We start from the raw sequence: 22,467 nt of genomic DNA on the forward strand, positions 1-22,467 counted from the left end.
GGCTCCGTTGCGGCCGGGAACAGTCGGGGAGAGCCGCCGCCCTTCTGTGGCAACTGAAGGAATACGGGGGAATGCCACCCGGTTCCCTGTTTGGGAAAAGAACTTTCTCCCCCCCTCTGGCTGTCCGGCTCCCTTTATTCCCGTAATGCTCCTTCTGCGGGCCCTTCCGGCGCTCCGTGATGAACCTGAGCCGGCAGGGTGGCTGGGGGCTGTAAAAAAAATGTGTAAATTTTGAACATTGCACGGACGGATGCTGTATATTATCTCACATGGATATGAAAACCTGTATCTTTCTGACCTTGGGACTGCTGATAGGTTCGGGCTCCGGATATTCCATTGACCGGCCCGCTGGAAGTACGGACCCCCTCCAGCCTCCGCCCCTGACGCCGTATACCCCGCAGACCAGGCCTCTCCCCTCCTCCAGACCCGCCAGGCTGGGCATTGTGCCCGGTACGGTTCCGCAGGCGGTGGTGGCGCAATTGGAGTTGAGCGGATTCCCCGGAGTGCTGGTGACCAGAATCATGCCGGACAGTCCCGCCGCCAAGGCCGGACTGAAGGAAAATGACGTCATTGTCAAACTGGGTGACATCTCCCTGTCCGGTCCGCAGTCCGTGACGGAAGCCCTCACTGACAAAGTGCCGGGAGACAAGGTTACGGCGGTATTTTACCGCAAGGGCAAGAGGGAAACGGCGGACATCACGCTGGATGGAGGAACGCTTTCCGCTGAGGAAATACTAGCCGCCCAGGGAGACCCCCGCACGCAGCCGCGCGTGGTCCCCTCCGTACGGCGCCAAATGGCCCCGCCCGCGGGAATGGCCGGACGGTCTGCTCTTCCGCAGCGCATCCTGGACATGCAGCAGATGATGGATGATTTTTTAAAGGACTCCGCCATTGATGATTCCCGCATGGATGACATCATCAGCCGGATGGACCTGACGCCCGGGGCGGCCCAAATGCTCCGGAGCCTGCAGGGGCTTCACCAGATGCCCATGCCTCCCATGGGCAAGGTTTCCGGCGGAGGCCACAGCTCGTCTTCCGTCCAGATGTCGGACGCCAAAGGAACCATCGTGGTTTCTTCCAGTTCCCAGACGGGCACCACCGTCCATGTGACGGATGCCTCCGGTAAAGTCCTGTACTCCGGCCCCTACAATACGCAGGAGGAAAAGGAGGCCGTTCCGGAAGCCGTCAGGGAACGTCTGAAACACATAGAAACCAACTTCTGCTTTTAACGTCTTCATGAAATAGTGGAGAAATCCATGATCATTATGTTAAGGACGGCTGCCCCGGGTGGGGCAGCCTTTTTCTTATGAGGGGGAGGGGTTGTTCTTGCCCTTCCGGAAAAGCGGATCGTTCCTTGAAGAAACGGAAAAATAAGGATGGGTGCGGGGAAAGAACGAATGAGGGAATGCCGTATTGTTTTCATCAGAGGGACTGGCTTGCATGATGAAAACGGGAAGTTTTTCAGAGGGCCGGTTCCCGCAACGGCTTTTACGCAGAAAATGGTATGAATGGTCTTAACTGTCTTTGGGGGATGCTGTGGTGCGCCTCCTGTGCATGGGGCGCGGATATTTTTGTTTCCCCCGCCGGGAATGACTCCCATGCGGGAACGGAAGAGCTCCCCATGCGTTCCGTGGAAGCCGCCGTGCGGAAAGCCGGAGAAGGTGCCCGGGGAAAATGCCAGGTTATTTTGGCAGACGGCATTTACTACCTGCGGGAACCGTTGGCCCTTCGTCCGGAGCACTCCGGACTGACCATCCGCGCCCAAAACCCGGGCAGGGCGGTATTGAGCGGCGCCGTGCCGTTCTCCGCGGATTGGCAGCCGTTCAGGGACGGCATCATGAAGGCTTCCGTACCCGCCGGACTGGAAATGGATGTGCTGATGGTTAATGGAAAACCCATGCACATGGCCCGGTACCCCAACCATGACCCGGAAGCCCGCATCTTCAACGGAACATCTGCGGACGCGGACAGCCCGAGGCGTGTGGCGCGCTGGAAAAATCCGGAAGGAGGATTCCTGCACGCCCTTCATGCGCGCATGTGGGGGGACATGCACTTCCGCATCACCGGCAAAAAGGGAGATAGACTGGTCACGGAGGGCGGCTGGCAGAACAACCGTCCCTCGCCTCCGCATGACAGGTACAAATTTGTGGAAAACATCTTTGAGGAACTGGATGCTCCCGGGGAATGGTATCTGGACAGGCGGGAAAACGTGCTCTACCTGTATCCGGAACCGGGCACGGATTTATCCCGGGCCGTGGTGGAAGCCACCGGGCTTCCGGAGCTGGTCCGCCTTCAGGGGAAGGAAGGCGCACCCGTGAAAAACGTCACTCTCCGCGACTTGGTGCTGACGGGAACGCGGCGCACCTTCATGGAAAACCGGGAACCCCTGCTGAGAAGTGACTGGACCATTTTCCGGAGCGGGGCCGTTCTGCTGCGCAATACGGAAAACTGCCGTATCCTGGGCTGTGAGTTCGTCCATCTGGGAGGGAATGCCGTCTTTGTGGATGGAAAGAATGACCGTGCCCAGGTTCGCTCCTGCCATATCCATGAAGTGGGGGGAAACGGCGTGGCCCTGGTGGGGGACCGTTCCGCCTACCGGGGACCCAGGGACTACGGGGAAGCCCGGGGAATGGCCCTGGAGAAGCTGGACAGGACGCCGGGGCCCAAAAACGGGAAATTCCCGTCCACCTGCCTGGTGGACGACTGCCTGATCTGGCGCACGGGACTGGTGGAAAAGCAGACGGCCGGGGTGCAAATCTCCCTGGCGCGGAATATTACCGTCCGCAGCTGTTCCATTTACGAGGTCCCGCGTGCGGGCATCAACATCGGGGAGGGGGCCTTTGGCGGCCATGTTGTGGAATATTGCGATGTCTTTGATACGGTGAGGGAAACCAGTGACCATGGCTCCTTCAACTCCTGGGGCCGGGACCGGTACTGGGCGGGGGACCAGATGGCGCTGAGCCAGGACCGGAATGTGGTGCTCCTGGATTGCCTTCAGCCCAATGTGCTCCGGAACAACCGCTGGCGGTGTGACCACGGGTGGGATGTGGATTTGGACGATGGGTCCTCCAACTATGTGATCTGCAACAATGTGATGCTCTCCTCCGGACTCAAGCTCCGTGAGGGATTCTTCCGGAAGGTGTACAACAACATTTTTGTGAACAACACGCTGCATCCGCACGTGTGGTTCCGGGAAAGCGGGGATGAATTTTACAGCAACATTGTTTTTGAAGACCGCTACCGCCAGGCGGGCAAGATGGACTTTTCCCCGTGGGGAAAGAATATGGACAGGAATTTCGTCCATGCGGAAGGGATGAAAAATACGGAAAAGGCCTCCGGGCTGGCGGGACAGTCCGGGAACGACCGGCGTTCCATAAAAGGGGACGCCCTCTTTGTAAATCCCGGCAAGGGTGACTTTTCCGTCCGCTCCTCCTCCCCGGCGCTCAAGCTGGGCTTCCGCAACTTCCCGATGAACCGTTTCGGCGTGCGTTCCCCGCATTTGAAAGCCCTGGCCAGAACGCCGGACATTCCGGGAACCGCAGGGAACAGCGGAAAAAAGGGGGGCACGGCTCCCGCGGCGGTCCGGGTGCGCAGGCTGGGCGCTGAAGTGAGGGTGGCGGAAGGCGAGGGAGACTTGTCCGTTTTCGGCCTGATGCCGGAAGACCTGGGCAGTGCGCTGGTTGTGGTGAAGGTGCAGAAGGATGGCCCGTGTTCCTCCGCCGGCATTCAGCCCAACGACGTGCTTCTGACGGTGGACGGTCGCAAGGTGCGCGGAGTGAAGAGCCTGGAACAGCTTCTGCCGCCCTCCGGCGAATTGAAAGTGACCATCAGGAGGAACCAGGAAAACAAAAACGTTGCCATGCAGCTTTGACCCGCGCTGCCGGGAACTACAGGATTCCGGTCAATTTCCGGTATGTTTCCAGCGCGAAGGAATCCGTCATGCCGGAAAGGTAATCCAGCATGTGCGTCAGGCGCGCGTCCCTCCCTGCATCATCCTTGGGCAGTTTGGCGCCCTGAAGCATGATGGCCACTTTTCTGGCCTGTCCGGAGGAGGGATGGTTCACCCACTCCATGAAAAAGTCAATCAGCTCGCCCAGCACCTTGTAGCCCATGGCCTCCACCTCAATCACCTCCCTGGCCTGGTACACGTTCTCAATGGCATACCTGTAAAGGCCGTCCAGCGCGGCGGACAATGTTGAACTGTCTATCAGGGACTGCTCCATCCTCCCTTGCAGAAGCTCCTCTTCGTGGTCCATGAAACTGTTCACGGCGGCTTGGATGCTGGCGCCGATGGCAATGGCCCGCATGTAATGGACGCAGGAAGCTTCTTCCCCTTGCTGGGCCAGTTCCGCCACGTACTTGAGCTGCCGTTCCTTCAGGAAAGGACTGAACAACTCCCTGGCATGGCTGAAATCCAGCAGGCCGGAAAAAAAGCCGTCTTCAATATCCGCAATGCGGTAGCAAATATCGTCCGCGGCCTCCATCAGGTAGGCCAGGGGATGGCGGCACCAGCACAGCTCCGCAGCTCCCGGCTGATGCCGGGGGAGCAGTCCCAGTTCTCCCGCCACGAAGGAAGCGGCCTCCCGTTCCGGCTCCCCGATGCCGAATTTCTTGCATTCCAGCCTGTTGGCGGGAATAAACGCCTTCTTCTTTACTGCGGCGGAATAGGACTGCGTACAGGGGTACTTCATGAACGCTCCCAGAATGGCGCACGTCAGCTTCAATCCTTTGCCTTCCATCGGGTCCCCGGTGCAGGTCAGGATGCGGAACCCCTGGGCGTTCCCTTCAAACGGATGAGTCACGCCGTGGCGCGCCAGGGAGGACTCAATGGCGTCTTCCCCGGAATGGCCGAAGGGGGGATTCCCGATATCATGGGCCAGGCAGGCGGTGGAAACGATGGTGGCCAGTCCGGAAGGCCTCATAATGGCATTCAGCTCCTTCCGCTTTTCCCCAAGCAAATGGCCCACGTGCATGCCCAGGGAGGAACCGATGTGGGCCACCTCCAGGCTGTGGGTCAACCGCGTGCGCACGTAATCATTGCGGCCCAGGGGAAACACCTGCGTTTTATCCTGAAGGCGGCGGAAGGCGCTGGAAAACAGCACGCGGCCGTAATCCTTGTCGTACTCGTTCCGGTCCTTCTGCGGGGGCGTGGTGCTCTGGTGCGTGGACCCGCACCGGGTATCCGACAAAAGCTGTTCCCAATTCATCATCCCTGGCATGGTACGGGAATGCTACAGGGGAATGCCCGGATGGAACAGGAGAAAATGGGGCGGCCGTTCAATAGGTCAGCATCAGGCCCACGCCCCAGTGCAGGTTATTGTCGTAATTGGTGGAAATGCTGAGGTGGGAGGTCAGGATGTAATGCAGGCCCACGGAATAATCCCGGTCCGTATTCAGGGAAAAGGATAGGCGCAGGCGTGAGGTAAGCGGAATATCGTCCCGTTCCAATTGCAGGCGCACCTTTCCGTCCGTGTCAATGCGCGCGTCAGCAATCAGGAACATGGGGAGCGTGTACCGGGCGCCCAGGGTGCCGTCCACTTCCCGGTCCTTTTTAGTGGTCTGGCGGAACATGTTGCGTTCCCCCGCCTCCCCCTTGCGGTAGGTCCAATCCACGCCGATGTAGGGATAAAGCCACTGCTTTTCTCCGATGTACCTGCCCAGCCGTCCCTCCGCCTCATAACCATGGGTATCCTTGTAGCCTATCTGCCATTCCCCCTGTATGCTCCAGCGGGTGCCCCCGAATTCCAGGTCCCCTATGTTCCCGTTGGACGCAAAATCATTATTCACGGTCAGGTACCACATCCGGTCCATATCGTAAACGCGCTGAAGCGCGCGCATGGGATGGGGAAGCTGCGGATTGGGCGGAGAATCCTCATACGTGAAAATGCGCCCCATGCCGCTCATCATATGGTACAGGATATGGCAGTGGAAAAACCAGTTGCCGCGTGTCTTCTCCGCGGCGTTGAACTCAATCACCTGGGTGGCCATGGGCTGGATATCCACCGTAAACTTGAGCGGCGAAAAATCTCCGTGCCTGTTCACCAGCCGGAAAAAATGCCCGTGCAGATGCATGGGATGCCTCATCATGGTATTATTGGTCAGGATAATGCGCACATTCTCCCCTTCCTTGATCATGATGCGGTCCGTCTCTGAAAGAGTCTTCCCGTTCATGCTCCACACGTAGCGGTTCATGTTCCCGGTCAGCATGAAATGCAGTTCCTTCACGGGAACGCCGGAGGGAAGGTTGGTGCGGGAGGGGGACTTCAGCATATCGTAAGTCAGGGTGGTTCCCTCCCCGTCCTCCTGCATGTTCCCATGGCCTCCTCCGTGGGAGGAACCGGGTTTCATATCCATCATCCCCATATTTCCGGAATGAGAGGCCGGCATGCCGCCGGACATGCCGTGATGATGCATCTGGCGGGACATGGGGCCGGAATTCATCTTCATCATCTTCATATTGCCGCCCATGGTCATCATCCCGTTCATCTCCTTCATCTTCTTGAAATAATTCAGTTTGGGAAAGGGGCGCAGCGGCTGCTTCTCCCCATGGCCAAGCCACAGGGAGGAAGACCCGGTGGTATCCTCCGCCGTCGCCTGGAACTCAAAGGATTTGCCGGACTCCGGCACGGTCAGGATCACATCATAAGTCTCGGAAACCGCAATAATCATGCGGTCCACGTCCACGGGAACCACGTCCTTGCCGTCGCTCGCCACCACGCGGATCTTGCCGCCAGCGTACCTCAGCCAGAAATACGTGGAAGAAGCTCCGTTGACGATGCGCAGCCTGATGCGGTCGCCGCCCTTCAGCCGGGGCAGGGAAGCCTGAGGGGTTCCGTTCAGGAGAAAGCGGTTGTAAAACACGTCGCTCACATCCATGGCGTTCATGCGCTTCCATTCACTGGTCAGCTTGGTTCCCAGGTACCCGGCGCGCAGGGCCTCCCAGTAGCTCTGCACGCTCCCCTTGCGGATGGAAAACCAGTCCGACCCCGTGTGAAGCTTTCTGTTGACCTCGTTGGGATTCTCATTGGTCCAATCGCTCAGCACCAGTGTGTACTCCGGCAGGGAGTCTTCCGTCCTGCGAGCCGGGTCGCCGGGCCGTTTGCGGACGACGAACGCGCCGTACAGCCCGCTCTGCTCCTGAAGGCCGCTGTGGGAATGGTACCAGTACGTGCCGTTCTGGATAATAGGGAAAGTATAAGTATGCGTGGTATGGGGCTTCACGGGGGCGGAAGTCAGGTAGGGCACGCCGTCCTGGTCATTGGGCACCAGCAGGCCGTGCCAGTGGAAGGACGTCTCCGTATCCATCAGGTTATGCACCCGTATCACGGCCGTATCCCCCTCCGTAAAATGCAGGGTGGGGCCGGGAATGCTCCCGTTGATGGTCATGGCGGGGCGCGTGACTCCGGTGAAATTAACCGGAGCGTTCCGGACGTACAAATCATACTCCACCGTTTTGGCCAGGGAGGGAGAAAGCTGTACCGCCAGGAAGCACAGCAATGGAAAAAAATGGGAGGAAAGCTTGAACATGAGTAAGAAAAAATTACCTCCAGAAAAGACCCGCCCATTCCATCTCCGGTTCAAAATGAACGCCGGGCGCCGTGTCATGGTTTCCGTGAAAGACGGAAAGGGGGACAAAAACTGCCGTATTAACCCCTGGGCTCATCGTTGGGGCGCCTCCCGGGAGAAACCGGAGTAACCAGAAAAGAGGCCAGGATAAGCACGCTCCCCAGGGCGAGCAGGGGAATGCTGGTGCTCTCTCCGAACAGGACCAGGGAGGTAAACGCCGCCAGGGGAATCTTGAGATTATTCATGATGGCGAGCTTGACGGGAGCCACTCTGCGCGCGCCGTAATTCCACAGGAAAAAGCAGATTCCGGAGGCGACCACGCCCAGATAGGCCAGCAGCCACCATTGCACGGTTGAAATCTCCCGCCAGCATGCCAGTCCTGCGGGAAGCCCCGTGGGCACGGTAACCAGCAGGGCTCCCGCGTAGGCATAGGCAAAACTGGAAGCTTCGCCGCCTTTAAACCACGAATCCTTCAAGGAGGCATAGGCTATCTGGCCCGCCGCAAAACAGAGATTAGAAAGCTGCACCAGAAGAATGCCCGTAAGAAGTCCCTTGCCGGCAGTGTACCCGTTCCAGAGAATTCCTGCGCCGCCTGCGGCGGCAAGAACGGCAGCCGCGATGTGAAGACTGGACAGCCTTCCTTTGATCATCGCACTCGCCAGCACCACGTAAATGGGAGTTGTGGCCGTGAACAGGGCCACCTGGTGGGAGGGCAGGTAATGAAAGGCGGCAATATAGCACAGGTACATTCCTCCGAACTGCACGGCGCCTATGCCCATCATGGCCAGGGCATGGTGCGGCGGGGTCTTCCGCAGGAAAGGAAGGAAAACGGCCAGGGCCCCGGCCATGCGCGCCATGGCGACAAAACTGGCAGGCAAGCCAGACAGGAAGTTCCCCAACAACCCGAATGACAACGCCCAAATGAAAGACGTGATCAGCAGCGCAGACATGAAGAGCGGAAACCATACGGGGGACGCTCCGGCAAGTCAATGCCCGTGGCATAAGGCGCACTGCCTCCAATCGGAGGGGGGGGGAGGAAATTGCCCCGGTCAGGACGGCTTAAGCCTTTTGCGTATAAGACTGTTTGATCAGGGTAAGGATATAATCCAGCTTGTCCGCATTTTTTACAGCCAGTTCGTACGCGCCATTGCCGTGATGGCCGATGCTGGAAACGTCCCTGGCGAGTTTATAGGGATCTTCCAATTCGCCTTGGGGAAGGTTGATCCAGAGTTTCAGGCCTTGTTTCTGCAAGGCGATATCCGTGAAATTCGAGCCGTTGACCGTGAAGGCGACATAAAGCTTGGTAGCCTTTATTTCAACGTTGCCCAAATCAAGAATTTTTTCTCTGAGGCTGTTGTAAACATCCCGCACTTCTTCCGGAATATCCTTCAGCCGGTCTTGCTCCGTGTAGACGATAACCTCCTTGCTGACGGCATTGACGGCGCTGTTTTCCGATGAAACCGTTTTAATGCTTTCCGTTGCGTTGAGCTTCCGGACTTCTTCAAAGCTGATGGTTTGATTGCTGTATTTTTTAATTTCCCACAGGGCGATGGGCAGGTCCTTGAAATTAATCGCCTCTTTTTGATAAGGGGTGAAGCTCTGGGAAATGAAAATGATCCGGGATTGGGACCAGTCCACACTATTGCGTTTCAACGGCTCCTTCCGGGATTCGTTATATTCCAGAATGAAATCAGCCTTATTGTTAAGCATTACGGAAAGATAGGCGTACCCCTGGTCGACCACGCTGAAACTCTTGTCCTGCTTGTATTCAATGATGACGAACGCCTTGTTCTTCCTGTCAAAAGCCAGCGTGTCAATTCGCAGTTGCTGAACGGAACCGGAGATCGTGAATTCGGATTTGACGAATTCCAGTCCAAGCAGCGTATTCAAATTCGCTTCCACCAGATGTTGAATCTCCCGTTCCAGCTTGAACGGGGTTTTCTTGATCTGGTTCAATACTTCCAGTTTTGAATTTGAATTATAAAGCGGCATTGCAGAAAATATGGGATATTGAAAACATGCTATCCTTGGAAGGAGTAGATGACAAGACAATCAACATGCAGAAAGACAGGACTGTTTCATTAATCCTGTCCTTGCCTGAAGATAAAACGCCCCGGAATACTGGATTCCGGGGCGTTTGTGAAGATGGTACGCGGTACTGGTTTCGAACCAGTGACCCCATGCGTGTGAAGCATGTGCTCTACCACTGAGCTAACCGCGCATTTGCAGTGCGGAGGGAATATATCGTCCAAGCAGGAGATTGGCAAGGAGTTTTTTGAAGGCGGGTGAAAAAGAGGCGTTGTTTTTCTTCCGCCAGGGTTTCCGGATTCATTCCTCCGGATGGGGACACATTTTTCCGGGTTCCGTTCCGGAAAGTGGGGAGGTGGCTGATTTCCGGCTTGTACAGTATAGTGCGCCTTTCTACACTCCGGGCATGAGTTGCACAAGCCCTCCCAGAGCCTGGGCCGAGGTTGATACGAACGCGTTACGGCATAATTTGAGCGTCGTCCGCCGCATCATGCCGGACCAGCGGCAGATGGCCATTGTGAAGGCGGAGGCTTACGGCCACGGTCTTGAGGGAGTGGTGAAGGCTTTGGATAACGAGGGGTGCGCCTTTTTCGGCGTCGCGACCGTGGCGGAAGCCGCCCGGGTGCGGGATACGGGCGTGAAGACGTGCCCTTTTATTCTGGGACCCTGTTTTGCCGGAGAACGGGAGGAGATTGTGCAGAACGGCTGGCGCGCCGCCCTTTCCAGCATGGAGGAGGCGGAGCATTTCAATTCCCTGGGCGCCCTGTATAACAAGCCCGTACACGTTCATGTGGGCGTGGATACCGGGATGGGGCGCAGCGGTTTCCTTCCCAGTGAACTGCACGGCCTGACGGAGAAGCTCAGGAAGCTGGACCACCTTCATCTGGAAGGCGTGTTTTCCCATTTGTCCGCGGCTTCTGACGATATTTCCTTCACGCACGGGCAGATCAGCGGGTTTACGGAGGCGGTGAACGAACTTTCCTCCGGCTACCAGTATGAGTTCCGGCACTTGTGCAGCAGCGCAGCCGTGTTCAATTACAAGGTTCCCTGCGCCAACATGGTAAGGCTGGGAAGAATCCTGTACGGTTTTTCCCCCATGCCTTCCCCCTATAACAAGGAATTGAAGCCCACCATGACCCTGTACAGCCGCATCACCCTGATCCGCAAGCTGCCGGGCAACCACGGCGTTTCCTACAACCATTGTTATATCACCAAGGGGAGTACGAAAGTGGCTACCATCGGCATCGGCTATGCGGACGGCTATCTTCAATACCTGTCCAACCAGGGTGCCCGCGTGTATATCAATGGCCAGTACTGCCCCGTGCTGGGCCGCGTGACGATGGACCAGATTATGGTGGACGTCACCTACATGGACCATGTGGAGACCGGCGACCTGGTAGAGATCATGGGCCCGAACGTGAGCTGGGAGGAATTGACGCGCCGCGCAAATACCATTCCCAGCAACGTGCTGACCAGCATCAGCGCCCGCGTGCCGCGCATTTATGTGTGACGGAGAAGCGGCGGATTTCAGGCGCCCTTGAAAGGACGCAAATTTTTAAGATGCCGCAGTGGTTTGCGGCGCTCCCGGCGGGAATGGGTAAATTCCGGGAAGGGTTATCGCTGGCGCACCTTGTTCCAGTCCTCCGGTTCCAGGGAGCAGGGGTCCGGGGCTACCCAGTGGCTCGGTTCTATTTCCACGGGGGTGAGGTCCGCCCCCACCGTCTCCGGATAGGAGGGGTGCTGGATGCGGTGGCCGAAGGCGGAGCCGAGCGGCGGGTTGATGGGGGAGGGGACGTCCCCGGGCAAGGGCTGGTGCTTGTTGGCTCTGGCTGGGTCCGGTTCCGGAATGGCATCCAGCAGCGCCTTGGTATAGGCGTGTTTGGGGGATTGGTAGATGGTTTCCGCATCTGACATTTCCACGATTTTCCCCAGGTACATGACCGCCACGCGGTCGGAGATGTGCTTGACCACCGCCAGGTCATGGGCAATGAAGAGGTAGGAGAGCTTGCGTTCTTCCTGAAGCTCCAGCAGCAGGTTGAGCACCTGGGACTGGACGGAGACGTCCAGCGCGGAAACGGGTTCGTCCAGGATGATGAGGCTGGGGTTCAGCGTGAGGGCGCGCGCGATGCCGATGCGCTGGCGCTGGCCTCCGGAGAATTCAAAGGGAAAGCGGTCAATGGCGCTGTCCGGCATTCCCACGCGGTCCAGCAGGCCGCGCACCCATTCCCGGCGCGCGGCGGGAGTGCCCATGCGGTGGATGACGAAGGGTTCCGCCACAATCTGGCCGATGGACTGGCGCTGGTTGAGGGATTCCGCCGGGTCCTGGAAAACCATTTGAATGTGCGGCCGCAGGGGGCGCATGCTCCGCTGGGAGAGCCTGGCGATGTTTTTGCCGTTGAACAGGATGGAGCCTCCCGTAGGTTTCAGCAGGCGCACGATGCTTTTCCCGATGGTGGATTTTCCGCAGCCGGATTCTCCCACCAGTCCCAGCGTTTCTCCGGGGTAGATGCTGAAGGAGACGTCGTCCACCGCCTTGACCCAGCCCGCCTGCCGCAGGAATATCCCGGAGCGGACGGGGAAGTACATTTTCAGGTTGTTGACTTGCAAGATTGGTTCCGGCATGGCGAGAGAAGGGGAAAAGGTTAAAGGTTGGCGCAGCGGGGGCAGGCTTCCACAAAGTGGTCCGGGGATATTTCCACCAGAGGGGGGCGTTCCGTCAGTTCTTCCACGGGGACGCCCTGGCGCTGGCAGAAGCGGCAGCCGGGCACGAAGTCCGCGATGGAGGCCACCTGGCCGGGAATGGTCGGCAGCTTGGTTTTGCGCACGGAGCTTAACTGAGGGATGGAGGCCAGCAGTCCCTTGGTGTAGGCGTGGCGGGGATTGGCAAAGAGTTCCCGGACGGGGGCTTTTTCCACCACGCGGCCGGCATACATGACCACCACGGAGTCACAGCTCTGCGCGATGACGCCCAGGTCATGGGTGATGAGGATGGAGGAGGAGCCCATTTCCGCCTGAAGGTCCTTGAGCAGGGAGAGAATCTGCGCCTGCACGGTGACGTCCAGCGCCGTGGTGGGTTCATCCGCAATAATAAGTTCAGGATGGCAGGCCAGAGCGATGGCGATGACGACGCGCTGGCGCATGCCTCCGGAGAGCTGGTGCGGGAATTCGTCCACACGCTGTTCCGGGGCAGGAATGCGGACGCGCTGCAGGAGCTGGATGGCGGCGTCACGGGCTTCCCTGGCGTTCATTCCCCGGTGGAGCATCAGGGATTCCCCGATCTGCCTGCCGATGCTGTGCACGGGGTTGAGCGCCGTCATGGGTTCCTGGAAGATGACGCCGATGTGGCGGCCGCGGATGCCGTGCATGTCCGTCTCCCTGGCCTGGACCAGGTCACGGCCCTTGAAGAGTATTTGCCCGTCCAGAATTTTCCCCATGGGCTGGGGCAGCAGGCGCACGATGGACATGGCCGTAACGCTTTTACCGCAACCGGATTCCCCCACGATGCCTACGCAGGTTCCCTTGGGTACGGTAAAGCTGACTCCGTCCACCGCTTTCAGCAGGCCGGATTCCGTCTCGAATCCGGTGACCAGGTTCTTGATTTCCAACAGGGGTTCGCTCACTTGTTATTTCTCCGTTGCAGAGGGTTCCAGGGGGCTGCCGTTTTCCGGGATGACGGGCACGGACGGCAGTTTGCCGCTCCCTTCCTTGTTGTCCAGGCTGTCGATGGAATCCATGTAGCGGTATTGGTCGTACACGGCGTCCACTTCCTCGAAGGTTTTTCCTTCACGCTTGGCTTCCATCGTCTCCTTCTTGATGTCGTTGTCCACCCAGTACAGGTAGCTTTCCATCGGGTCAAACACGACGGGATGGCAGAATTGCGTGGTGGCGCTGTTTGGCCACCTGACCCAGCGCCAGTAGCCAAGCCTGACGAATTCCGTGGTCCAGGCCGGGACCCACAGGGCTTCGTCATGAATTTTCTGCTGCACCTTCCACGTGGCCTTTTGCAGTTCGTCTTCCGTAGCGGCGTTCGTTTCGGCGTCCAGCAGCTTGTCCATCTCCTTGTCCGCGTAGGCGCAGATGTTGTTGGTGTAGGTGATGAGGCTGCCGCGCTCGTCATAGGCGTAGCGGGAATGGAAGCCCTGTTCGTTCATCGGATGGGGCGGGGTGAAGCCCCAGGCCATGAAGGAGGCCTGAACGCGTTTTTCCATGATCTTGCGGAAGGCCACGGTGGAGTCCAGCGGGTCCAGCTGGATTTCCAGGCCGCATTTGCGGGCGTCTTCCTTCAGCTTGCCCAGCGTGGAGGCCAGGGAGGGAGAGGAGTTGGGGAAAGTAATGGCAGCGGTGAGCCGGGTGCCGTCCGGCTTGCGCAGGATTCCGTCCGGGCACGGGATCGTGTATCCGGCCTTGGCGAAGCAGGCGCGGGCCTGTTCCGGAGAGTAGGGGCGCGCCTTGATGTAGGGGTTGGTGAATTTGCCGAAGCCGGAGTTGTAGGAGTTGAGCCGCTGGTAGTCTCCGCGGAAGGTGATGTCAATGATGTTCTGGATGTTCAGGGCGTACTGGAAGCCCAGGCGCACGTCCAGGTTATTGAAGGGGGCCTTGGAGGTGTTCAGGAAGAGGCCGTAGGGAGGCCGGGGGTAGATGGTGAAAAACGTGCTGCGGTTGATGTAGCCGTTATGGACTTCCGGAATTTCCATGCGTTCGTGCCACAGCTCCGGTTTTGTGATGTTCATCACGTCCAGCTCGCCGATGCGGAAGAGTTCAATGGCCTTGGACGGTTCCGCGATGAAGTTGTACACGATCTGGTCCACGTTGTACATGTACTTGGTAAACTTCTTGTCCCTGGCCCACCAGTCCGGTACGCGCTGGAGTGTTACCTGGCGCCCGCGGATGATGCCGTCCGGCTTGACCACGTAGGCGCCCGTGGTAGGCGGCACGCGCCACTGGTAGCGTTCCACGTAACTGGGGCCGAATTCACAGTAGAAGTGCGGCGGGGACGGGATGAACAGCGTGCAGTAGTACGGGAGCAGCGGTTTGGCGAAGGGGAGGGTGATGGAGAAGCGGCTGTCGTCGTAGATGGTGATGTTGGACGCGTTCTGGTAAAAGAAGTTGTTGTAGAAGACGTCCCGGCTGTATTCCGAGGTGCGGATGTACATGTTCACCAGCAGGTCAATGGCCTTCACCCTGGCCCCGTCCGTGTAGCGGGCGTCCGGGTCCAGTTCAAAGTAAACGGTGCGCCTGTCCGCGGTTTCCGCCCATTTGTGGGCAATGCCGGGGATGATTTTTCCGGTGACCGGATGGATGGAGACGAGACCGATGATGATTTCATCATACAGGGGGCCGCGGAAGCCGCTGTTGCTGTTCGGGCCGTTGGGGCGGAAGGTGTCCGGGTAGGACCCCGGGGCCCACTGGCGCAGCACGCCGCCTTTTTTGGCGGCCGGGTCTCCTATTTCCGGGTTGTCCAGCCCGTCTTCCCATTTAAGGTCCTGGGGGATGTCCGCAGGAGTTTTGAATTTGATGTAGTCCCCTTCCGTCTGCCTGCGGTGGATGACGGACAGGGCCGCTTCATCCGCAATGAGCTTGCTTTGCAGCTTTTCCCTGATTTTGGGGTCTTCCTCCTTGAAGAATTGATCCCGGAGGCTCTTGATTTCCTTCTGCTTGGCGGCTTCTTCCCGTGCCAGGCGGTCATTGACCTGCTTGTTCCACCGCTCCGGGAAGGAGTCAAACCCCGGAGGAAGCGTACCGAAAGGCACGTTAGGCTGCCAGCCCACCCCCTGGGATTGGGAGGAATCCTTGCAGCCGGCGCCGGCTGTCAGCAGGAAGGACAGCGCCATGGAAGAAAGGAGGGTGCGGAGGATGGTGGACAGCTTGAGCATGGGTATGTGGAGGAACAGGAGTCTTTTATTATTTATAAGTGGTGAATTTCTTGGGGTCGAAGGCCTCGCGGATGGCCTCCCCGATGAAGGTGACGAGCAGGAGCGTGATCACCAGGGCGGCGAAGGCGGAGGTGACCACCCAGCTGGCGGAGAGGTCCGCCAGGCCGTCATTGAGCAGGCGACCCCAGCTGGCGTACGTGTCCGGCAGGCCGAAGCCCAGGTAGTCCAGGGAAGCCAGGGCCAGGATCAGGGCGGAAACGCTGAACGGAACCAGCGTGACCAGGATGGCGACCAGGTTCGGAAGGATGTGGATGAAGAGGATGCGGCTGGTGGAAGCGCCCAGCACGCGGGCGGCCGCCACGTAGTCCCGCGCTTTTTCCTTCATGGTGGAGGTCCTGAGCTGGTACGTCATGGACATCCACCCGAACATGATGAGCAGGCTGATAATCAGGAACATGCCCTTCATCTGGAGCGGCACCATGTCTGAAATGATCATGATGATGAACAGGAAGGGAACCTGGGAGAAGATTTCAATGAGGCGCTGCATGCCGAGGTCAAACATGCCGCCGAAGTACCCCATCATCATTCCGAAGGTGATGCCGATGAAGTACACGATGGGGAGATAGAAGATGGCGGCCTTCATGTTCACCTGGAGTCCGCCATACAGGTACGCCAGGATGTCCGCCCCCTGGGTGTTGGTGCCAAGCAGGTGGCCGCCCTTGAGGGGAGGGGCCGGGTGGTAGAAGATGCGGCTGATTTTGTTTTCGTCCGTCTGTTTCAGGAAGTCCTCCTTGGTGCCGGGGCCGCTGTAATGTTCCGCCACGATCGTGTTGTTCTCATAGGTGGCGCTGTATACCTCCGTCCGGTCTTCCAGCCAGCCGGTGGCGCGGTCCACCTTTTTCCCCTTGCGGAATTTGTAGCTGATGTGGGGGAGGGCTTCTTCATCCTTGTGCAGCCGGGAGGCCAGGCCGGAATACGGCTTGCCATTGGACTCGCACACCAGGCCGTCTTCATTCACCGTCAGGGCCTCGGAACCGGGATTGGTGGAATCCCCCGTGGGATCGTACGGAACCAGGGGCATGATAACCAGGGAGGGCTTGCCGGGCTGTCCGGCCTGCTTTTTCAGTTCGCGGTAGTTGGCTTCCGCATCCGCAAAGTCTCCGGTCTGGCCGAAGGTGGAGCCCTGGTACACCTTGCGCATGATGGCGGGGAAGTACCAGGAACCGTCCTGCACTACAAGGAGGGCCCGCTTGCCCACCAGGCACTGGTCCATGCAGGCCAGCAGCGTCAGCACCAGCAGGATGACCAGGGAAACGTAGCCGCGGGAGATGCTTTTAAAGCGCTGGATGCGGCGCTTCGTAATAGGCGTGGGATGGAAGCGGCGCGGGCCTTTCAGCATGATCCAGAATCCTACCCCGGCCATGACCAGCACGCAGGCCCAGCCGAACCACAGGAATTTTCCCTGAGGCGTCAGGATGCCGCCGTTGTTCTGGTCCGTGCAGACGATGTTGAGCATGCTCATTTCCCGCGAGACAGTGAAGGGCCAGCTCAACGTGGGCAGGAGCAGGCCGCACAGCTCTCCCACGGCGGTGAGGACCGCCAGAATGACCAGAAGGTATGCCAGTTTTCTAACCATGTGTGTTATTCAAATTTAATGCGGGGATCCACGGCAGCCACGATGATGTCTGAAAGCAGGTTGCCCAGCACCATCAGGAAGGAGGTAAGAAGCAGCGTGCCCATGATCAGGGCGTAGTCCTTGTCCATCAGGGCCTGATAGCTCAACATGCCGAAGCCCTGGATATCAAAGACCTTTTCCACCAGCATGGAGCCGGCCACAATCAGGCTGATCAGGCTGCCCAGCGTGGAGGCGATCGGGATGAAGGAGTTGCGGAAGGCGTGCTTGATCACGGCCCCCTTGAAGCTTACGCCCTTGGCCATGGCCGTTCTGACGTAGTCGGAGGAAAGGTTGTCCATCAGGTTGTTCTTCATCATCATGGTGGTGATGGCGAAGGAGCTGACCACGTAACAGATCAGCGGGAGCACCGTGTGGTGCAGCAGGTCCCCGGCCTGCGCCCAGAAGCCCATGTCCGCAAAGTCCGGCGACGTCAGGCCGCAGAGCGGGAACCATTCCAGACGCGCGCCCAGATATACCACCAGCACCGCGCCCAGGGCGAAGCCGGGGACGGAGTACCCCAGGAAAATCAGGACGGAAGAAATGTTATCCACCAGGCTCTTGTGCCGGATGGCCTTCACCACCCCCAGGGGTATGCAGACGGAGTACGTGATGATGGCGCTCAGGATGCCGAAGTACAGGGAGACGGGAATGCGCTCCTTGATCATGTCCCACACAGGTTCATTGTACTTGAAGGAGTTGCCCATGGTGCCCTGCAGCAGTCCGTCAAAGCTGGTCTTGTACATCACGGCGCGCCACGCATAACTCTTGGCCTTATCCTGGACGGCCGCCGTGTTGTCCGTCTGCCTCATGCGGCGCGCCCAGCGTTCCGCCCGGTCCATGGGGGATTCAATGTCCACGGTCCAGCCTTCCGTGGCGGCTTTCCGGGATGGCGTGCCGGAAAAAAAGGCATCCTTCACGTCGCCGGAATTCTTGTCCGGACGGACGACGACGACCTGTTCCCCGGTTTCATTCAGATTGATCCGGGTGTGCGTATCGGAAATGCCGGAATATTCATCCTCCGTGTCGGACGGTTCCATGCCGCCGATGTCCCCGAACTCCTCACGGGAAATGAAAATCTTTTTGGGGAGCACCCCCAGCCATTGCAGATAGGCGGTGATGATGGGTTCCTGCAGGCTGTACTGTTCTTCCAGCCGCTCCATATCCGCTTCACTCAGGTTATTGTCTCCGCGCTGGGAGCCCGCCTTCTGGCCGGACAGGGCACTCATGCTCTGCTGCTGCATCATCTGCTCAATGGGACCTCCCGGGACAAAACGGGTTATGCAAAAGACGAGGAACGTGACCCCCAGGAGCGTCAGGGGCATGAGAAGGAGTCGTCTGATGATATAGGTCTTCATTCGTCGCGCAGAACTCTACTGGTTTGTGGCATGTGAGGCAAGTAGCAATGCAAATTTGTGAGCCTTTGCTAACATGCAGGCATCCCCGTTTTTCTCAATGCCGGTGCAGATGGGGCGCAGAAACAAGGGACTATGCCGCAGGGTTTCAGAGGCTGAACCCGCATGATCCTGAAAAGGGGAGCGGAACACTAAATGCCTTCCCCCAGGCGCCGTGCCAGCATGTCCGGAAGCCCGGCGGCCAGGATGCGCCTCTGCGCCTCCTCCACGTCGTACTCCACGCGGCGCTGGTAGTAAACCATGCTGTCCACATCCAGCACTCCATAGGCGGCGCGGGGGTCCCCGTCCCGGGGCTGCCCGACGGAACCTACGTTGATGAGGTACTTGTTGGTTTTGAGAAGCTGGATGTCCCCGGATTCATATTCCTGGATGCTCCCTTCATGGCGGATGAAGGTGCGGGGGACGTGCGTATGGCCGTTGAAGCACAGGAACTGATTGTCGCGCAGCATGTTGATGCTGTGCGTGGCCGTATCCACATTCGTGACGTAGGCCCAGGAATTGGGCTTGTCCTGCGTGGCGTGCACCAGAACGATTTCATTGGGCAGGATGCGCTGGAACGGCGCGCGGCGCAGCCACTTCTTCTGTTCGTCGGAAAGCTGCTGGCGCGTCCACATCAGGGCGTTGTACGCCACGGGATTCATGCCTGCGGGATTGTCCTCCCCAATGGCTTCCTCATCATGGTTGCCGCGCACGGTGGGAATCTGGCGTTCGCGGATGAATTCAAGGCATTCGGAAGGATTGGCGTTGTAGCCTACAATATCACCCAGGCAGTAAACGGCATCGCATTGCAGCTGTTCTATATCCTTCATTACCGCTTCCAGAGCGGGCAGGTTGGCATGGATGTCACTGATCAGGGCTATTCTACTCATGGTATTGCGGTGAAAAACCATAGCACTTTTCCGGGGCTTTGCCAAGCGCGGCCGGTAAAATAAATACTAAATGGGAAAGACCCCGGACTAAAGTTTTCTCCGTTTAGTATTTTGATTTTCAATCTTTGGTCTTTTCTTCCGGCAAAGACTCCAGAGCCTCCCTCAGGCCGTCCACGGGGTACCTGAGGGAATTGGCCAGGTGGCTGGTCATCAGGTCGCGGGCGATTTCATCCGTAGGGAACAATTCCCGGAAGGGAATGCGGTCCTTCTCCGGCACGTTCAGCCTGTTTTCCAGGACAAAAATGTTGTTCACCAGGCTGGGCGTCCGGTTCCGCGGGTCCTTGAACAATTCCCGGCCCAGCTCCAGCGCCTCACGGGATTTGGAGGGAACGCGGACAAGCGCATAAAACTCCTTGCGGGCCGTCAGGGGAGGGGCTCCCAGCTCCCGGGCCTTGCGGTAGGCTTCCGCCGCCTTTTCAAAATCCGGCTGCCGGTAGGTATCACTGTACATGTTGCCCAGCAGGGACTGCAAATACCAGCTTCCGGGGTTGGCGCCGATGCCTTTTTCCAGAAAGCGGCGGCCTTTCTGGATGTACTTCCGGAAGCCCTCCCGGCGTTCCATCGGGGAAAGCCGCTTGTTGTCCAGGTAGCTGGAGGAGGCATTGTTGCCCAGATGCCATGAACCGTTGTCCCAGTAAAAATCGGAATGGGGGGCGAGAGAAGTAATCTGGTTGTAGCGGCGCTCCAGATTGGCCCAGTCGGAAATCAGGAAACAGTCGAACGCCTCCATGCTCAGCACGGCCGCCACCAGGGAGCGCAGCCCCCCCAGGGAGACCATCGCAAGCTGCTGCTCCAGATAATCGGAAGAGGAAAGCTTCACCGGATCATCCAGCAGCCCCGCCGCCTTCTCCTGTTCCAGGATATGGTTCTGCAAAGGCAGCCGGATCATGCCGAAGCCCAGCAGGGCAATGATGAAAATGATGGTGGTTTTCAGCATGATAATACGCAGAGTTATTTAGCTTTTCATCCCAAGAAAAAGACATCCTGGGATTCTTATAGCTCCTTTATTCCTATTTCTTTTAAATAATAATAAATACCATCATAAAAGGAACATTGCCGAGTCAAATCCGCGTCACAGCCTTCTGGTATAAAGAGCACAAATCCTTGTCGGGCTCGTGTCAATAAGACGCGATAGGTATTTTTAAGATAGAGCTGGGCATCTCTTTGACCTACTGTTTTCCAGCTAGACCCTGTAAAGTTATAAGATTTGAAATGTCCATTTTCAATGCGGTAATCTGCATCCCACGCGACAACGGCCCAATCAATTTCCAGACCTTGAATATCAAATTCCGTGGCCGTATCTTCTAGAAAATAGGAAGAACGGACATCCTCCTTACCATTTAGAAACCAGTTTTCTGCCTGAATGTTACTTTGTACCCAAATTCCAAATTGGCGTAACCGTTTGGCCCCAGAACTGGCAATGATTCCATAACGTTCAGTTCCCCTGGCTTGCTTACGTACCCATTGACGCGCTTTTTGTAGGTTACGAGTAAGCACAATGGGATAGTCAGATGAAAGAGCAGAATAGAGGTGCTGAGCTACTGGCAAGTCTTTGTCTAAAAGGGATTTTACAAATGCTGAAACTTGTTCATTCCGGAAAGAACGGATGGAAACAGAGAGGTGCAGGTCTGTTCTTTCATCAAGAGGTAACCCCTTAAAGAGAGTTTTAAGGGAGGTTCCTCTCGTATATTCCGTATCAGAGATTTGAGGGGATACATAAACATTCCAATGGGGAAAACGTTCTCTTAATGCGTCAAACCAAGCAGGCAACCCCGCCTCCCCTGTATGGATTTCTTGCCCCCCTCCGATTAAACAGATAATAACCGCCCAATCTTGGTGCCGGTCCATCACACTAATCAAAAATTCAGGTTCCGACATATCCCAGGGAAGGCTGTGACGTTTCAGCATAAACTTGGCCGTTTGTTCTTTTGTCCAGGCACGTTGCGCTTCGTCAAAGATGGCCACTTTCTCTACAGGAGCTTGGGTAGCTGGAGGTAAGGCTGCATTACGAAAGTGATGAATATTCTGAATAAAAGCAGAGACTTTTCTTTTAGATTCTGTTTTTGTAATTTCACCTTTAGAGCGTTTGACTTCATCCCGTGCCAGGGCCTCCCGCAAGACAGAAACTAATGGGCCATTACCAGAAAGAAAAACAGCATGCTCTTGTTCATCATATTGATGCCGTTCATTAGCAATATTAAGACCTACCAAGGTTTTTCCTGCACCAGGCACTCCGGTGACAAAGCAGATGGATTTTTCATGGTTTTGTTTACTTTGATCAATAATCCTATTCAGTGTCTGTGTGGTGCGGCTCAGATTGTAAGCTCCTGCATCACTTCGTGAAATTTCTTTAACATCATGCCCACGGTAAAGCGCTTGTGCAGCTTCAATAATGGTAGGAGTTGGCATGTATGGTGAAGCTAACCATTGTTCAAAAGAGAACTCCTCATCAAATAACTTATCAGTAAGCTTTCTTAAGGTGGGACCTAAAGTATCAGCATTGCAAAAAAGAGGGTGATATACTCCGTCTTGGTATGCTTTAAGTTCATGCTCCTTAGGGGGGGCTTTCGTGCAAACGACAAGAGGAACAATTTTCCTGTGATGGCTTTCTTGATGAAAATACTTAAGTGCCAAGGCATAGTCTACCACCTGGTCACTGGCGTATCTGGGATAACATGTTTCTCCTACTTTAAATTCAAGGATGTAGAGAACACCTGCATAGGCTATGACCACGTCTATCCGTTCTCCAATACGGGGAATTGTATATTCAAAGGCCAGTGAACCAGTAGGAATATTTTGAAGAACGTGTTGTAGTAATTTGATCTCGTCAACCCATGAATTACGTAAATTTTGCTCTAGGTCAAACGAGTTATTAACAGCAAGTTGACCTAAAATTTCTTCTAGAGATTGGGTGCAAAATGATTGTATATCATTAGAATAATAGGCTTGTTGCATATTCTCTAGAGTAGTGGAACAAAATCAGG

15 protein-coding genes and 1 tRNA gene are annotated in these 22,467 nt (G+C 57.0%); 3 read left to right on the forward strand and 13 right to left on the reverse strand.

The window, feature by feature from the left end; all coding sequences use genetic code 11:
- Nucleotides 1-275 precede the first annotated feature (275 nt).
- A complete protein-coding gene (locus HHJ06_RS05010) occupies nt 276-1,229 on the forward strand; it encodes a S1C family serine protease (protein WP_215428176.1) in 954 nt (317 codons plus the stop codon).
- 275 nt (nt 1,230-1,504) lie between these two features.
- Nucleotides 1,505-3,871 carry a PDZ domain-containing protein gene (locus tag HHJ06_RS05015; protein WP_215428177.1) on the forward strand — a complete coding sequence of 789 codons (2,367 nt, stop codon included), beginning with the start codon at nt 1,505-1,507 and terminating at the stop codon, nt 3,869-3,871.
- 16 nt (nt 3,872-3,887) lie between these two features.
- Here the strand turns inward: HHJ06_RS05015 and dgt are convergent, their stop codons facing one another.
- The 5 genes from dgt to HHJ06_RS05040 all read right to left on the reverse strand — a co-directional run bounded on the left by dgt (nt 3,888) and on the right by HHJ06_RS05040 (nt 9,787).
- A complete protein-coding gene (gene dgt, locus HHJ06_RS05020) occupies nt 3,888-5,210 on the reverse strand; it encodes a dGTP triphosphohydrolase (protein ID WP_215428180.1) in 1,323 nt (440 codons plus the stop codon).
- 67 nt (nt 5,211-5,277) lie between these two features.
- On the reverse strand, nt 5,278-7,527 hold the full coding sequence (locus tag HHJ06_RS05025) for a multicopper oxidase domain-containing protein (protein WP_215428182.1): 2,250 nt from the start codon (nt 7,525-7,527) through the stop codon (nt 5,278-5,280).
- Between the two features lie 119 nt (nt 7,528-7,646).
- Entirely contained in the window at nt 7,647-8,516 is an 870-nt protein-coding gene (locus HHJ06_RS05030) for an EamA family transporter (protein WP_215428184.1), read from the reverse strand.
- Between the two features lie 109 nt (nt 8,517-8,625).
- On the reverse strand, nt 8,626-9,558 hold the full coding sequence (locus tag HHJ06_RS05035; RefSeq protein ID WP_343206604.1) for a DUF5655 domain-containing protein: 933 nt from the start codon (nt 9,556-9,558) through the stop codon (nt 8,626-8,628).
- Between the two features lie 154 nt (nt 9,559-9,712).
- Nucleotides 9,713-9,787, reverse strand: a tRNA-Val gene (locus tag HHJ06_RS05040).
- A 213-nt stretch (nt 9,788-10,000) separates the two neighbouring features.
- Between HHJ06_RS05040 and alr the strand changes: the two genes are divergently transcribed.
- Nucleotides 10,001-11,104: an alanine racemase gene (gene alr / locus HHJ06_RS05045; protein ID WP_215428188.1), complete on the forward strand. Its 1,104-nt coding sequence runs from the start codon at nt 10,001-10,003 to the stop codon at nt 11,102-11,104.
- A gap of 104 nt (nt 11,105-11,208) precedes the next feature.
- On the opposite strand, the gene HHJ06_RS05050 is transcribed toward alr, so the two are convergent.
- The 8 genes from HHJ06_RS05050 to HHJ06_RS05085 all read right to left on the reverse strand — a co-directional run bounded on the left by HHJ06_RS05050 (nt 11,209) and on the right by HHJ06_RS05085 (nt 22,438).
- Nucleotides 11,209-12,216 carry an ABC transporter ATP-binding protein gene (locus HHJ06_RS05050; RefSeq protein ID WP_215428190.1) on the reverse strand — a complete coding sequence of 336 codons (1,008 nt, stop codon included), beginning with the start codon at nt 12,214-12,216 and terminating at the stop codon, nt 11,209-11,211.
- 20 nt (nt 12,217-12,236) lie between these two features.
- Nucleotides 12,237-13,214, reverse strand: coding sequence for an ABC transporter ATP-binding protein (locus HHJ06_RS05055; protein WP_215428192.1), 978 nt, complete (start codon nt 13,212-13,214; stop codon nt 12,237-12,239).
- A 3-nt stretch (nt 13,215-13,217) separates the two neighbouring features.
- Nucleotides 13,218-15,467 carry an extracellular solute-binding protein gene (locus HHJ06_RS05060; RefSeq protein WP_215428194.1) on the reverse strand — a complete coding sequence of 750 codons (2,250 nt, stop codon included), beginning with the start codon at nt 15,465-15,467 and terminating at the stop codon, nt 13,218-13,220.
- Between the two features lie 28 nt (nt 15,468-15,495).
- Nucleotides 15,496-17,103, reverse strand: a complete 1,608-nt coding sequence (locus HHJ06_RS05065) for an ABC transporter permease subunit (protein WP_215428195.1) — start codon at nt 17,101-17,103, stop codon at nt 15,496-15,498.
- A 5-nt stretch (nt 17,104-17,108) separates the two neighbouring features.
- Complete coding sequence (locus tag HHJ06_RS05070) at nt 17,109-18,368, reverse strand: ABC transporter permease (RefSeq protein WP_251841425.1); 1,260 nt, start codon at nt 18,366-18,368, stop codon at nt 17,109-17,111.
- A 317-nt stretch (nt 18,369-18,685) separates the two neighbouring features.
- Nucleotides 18,686-19,423, reverse strand: a complete 738-nt coding sequence (locus tag HHJ06_RS05075; RefSeq protein WP_215428199.1) for a metallophosphoesterase family protein — start codon at nt 19,421-19,423, stop codon at nt 18,686-18,688.
- A gap of 118 nt (nt 19,424-19,541) precedes the next feature.
- Nucleotides 19,542-20,420, reverse strand: a complete 879-nt coding sequence (locus tag HHJ06_RS05080; RefSeq protein WP_215428201.1) for a hypothetical protein — start codon at nt 20,418-20,420, stop codon at nt 19,542-19,544.
- A gap of 56 nt (nt 20,421-20,476) precedes the next feature.
- Nucleotides 20,477-22,438, reverse strand: a complete 1,962-nt coding sequence (locus HHJ06_RS05085; protein WP_215428203.1) for a DUF2075 domain-containing protein — start codon at nt 22,436-22,438, stop codon at nt 20,477-20,479.
- Between the last annotated feature and the right edge of the window lie 29 nt (nt 22,439-22,467).

Origin of the sequence: Akkermansia muciniphila (assembly GCF_018709685.1) — a bacterium.
Lineage (GTDB): Bacteria > Verrucomicrobiota > Verrucomicrobiia > Verrucomicrobiales > Akkermansiaceae > Akkermansia > Akkermansia muciniphila_E.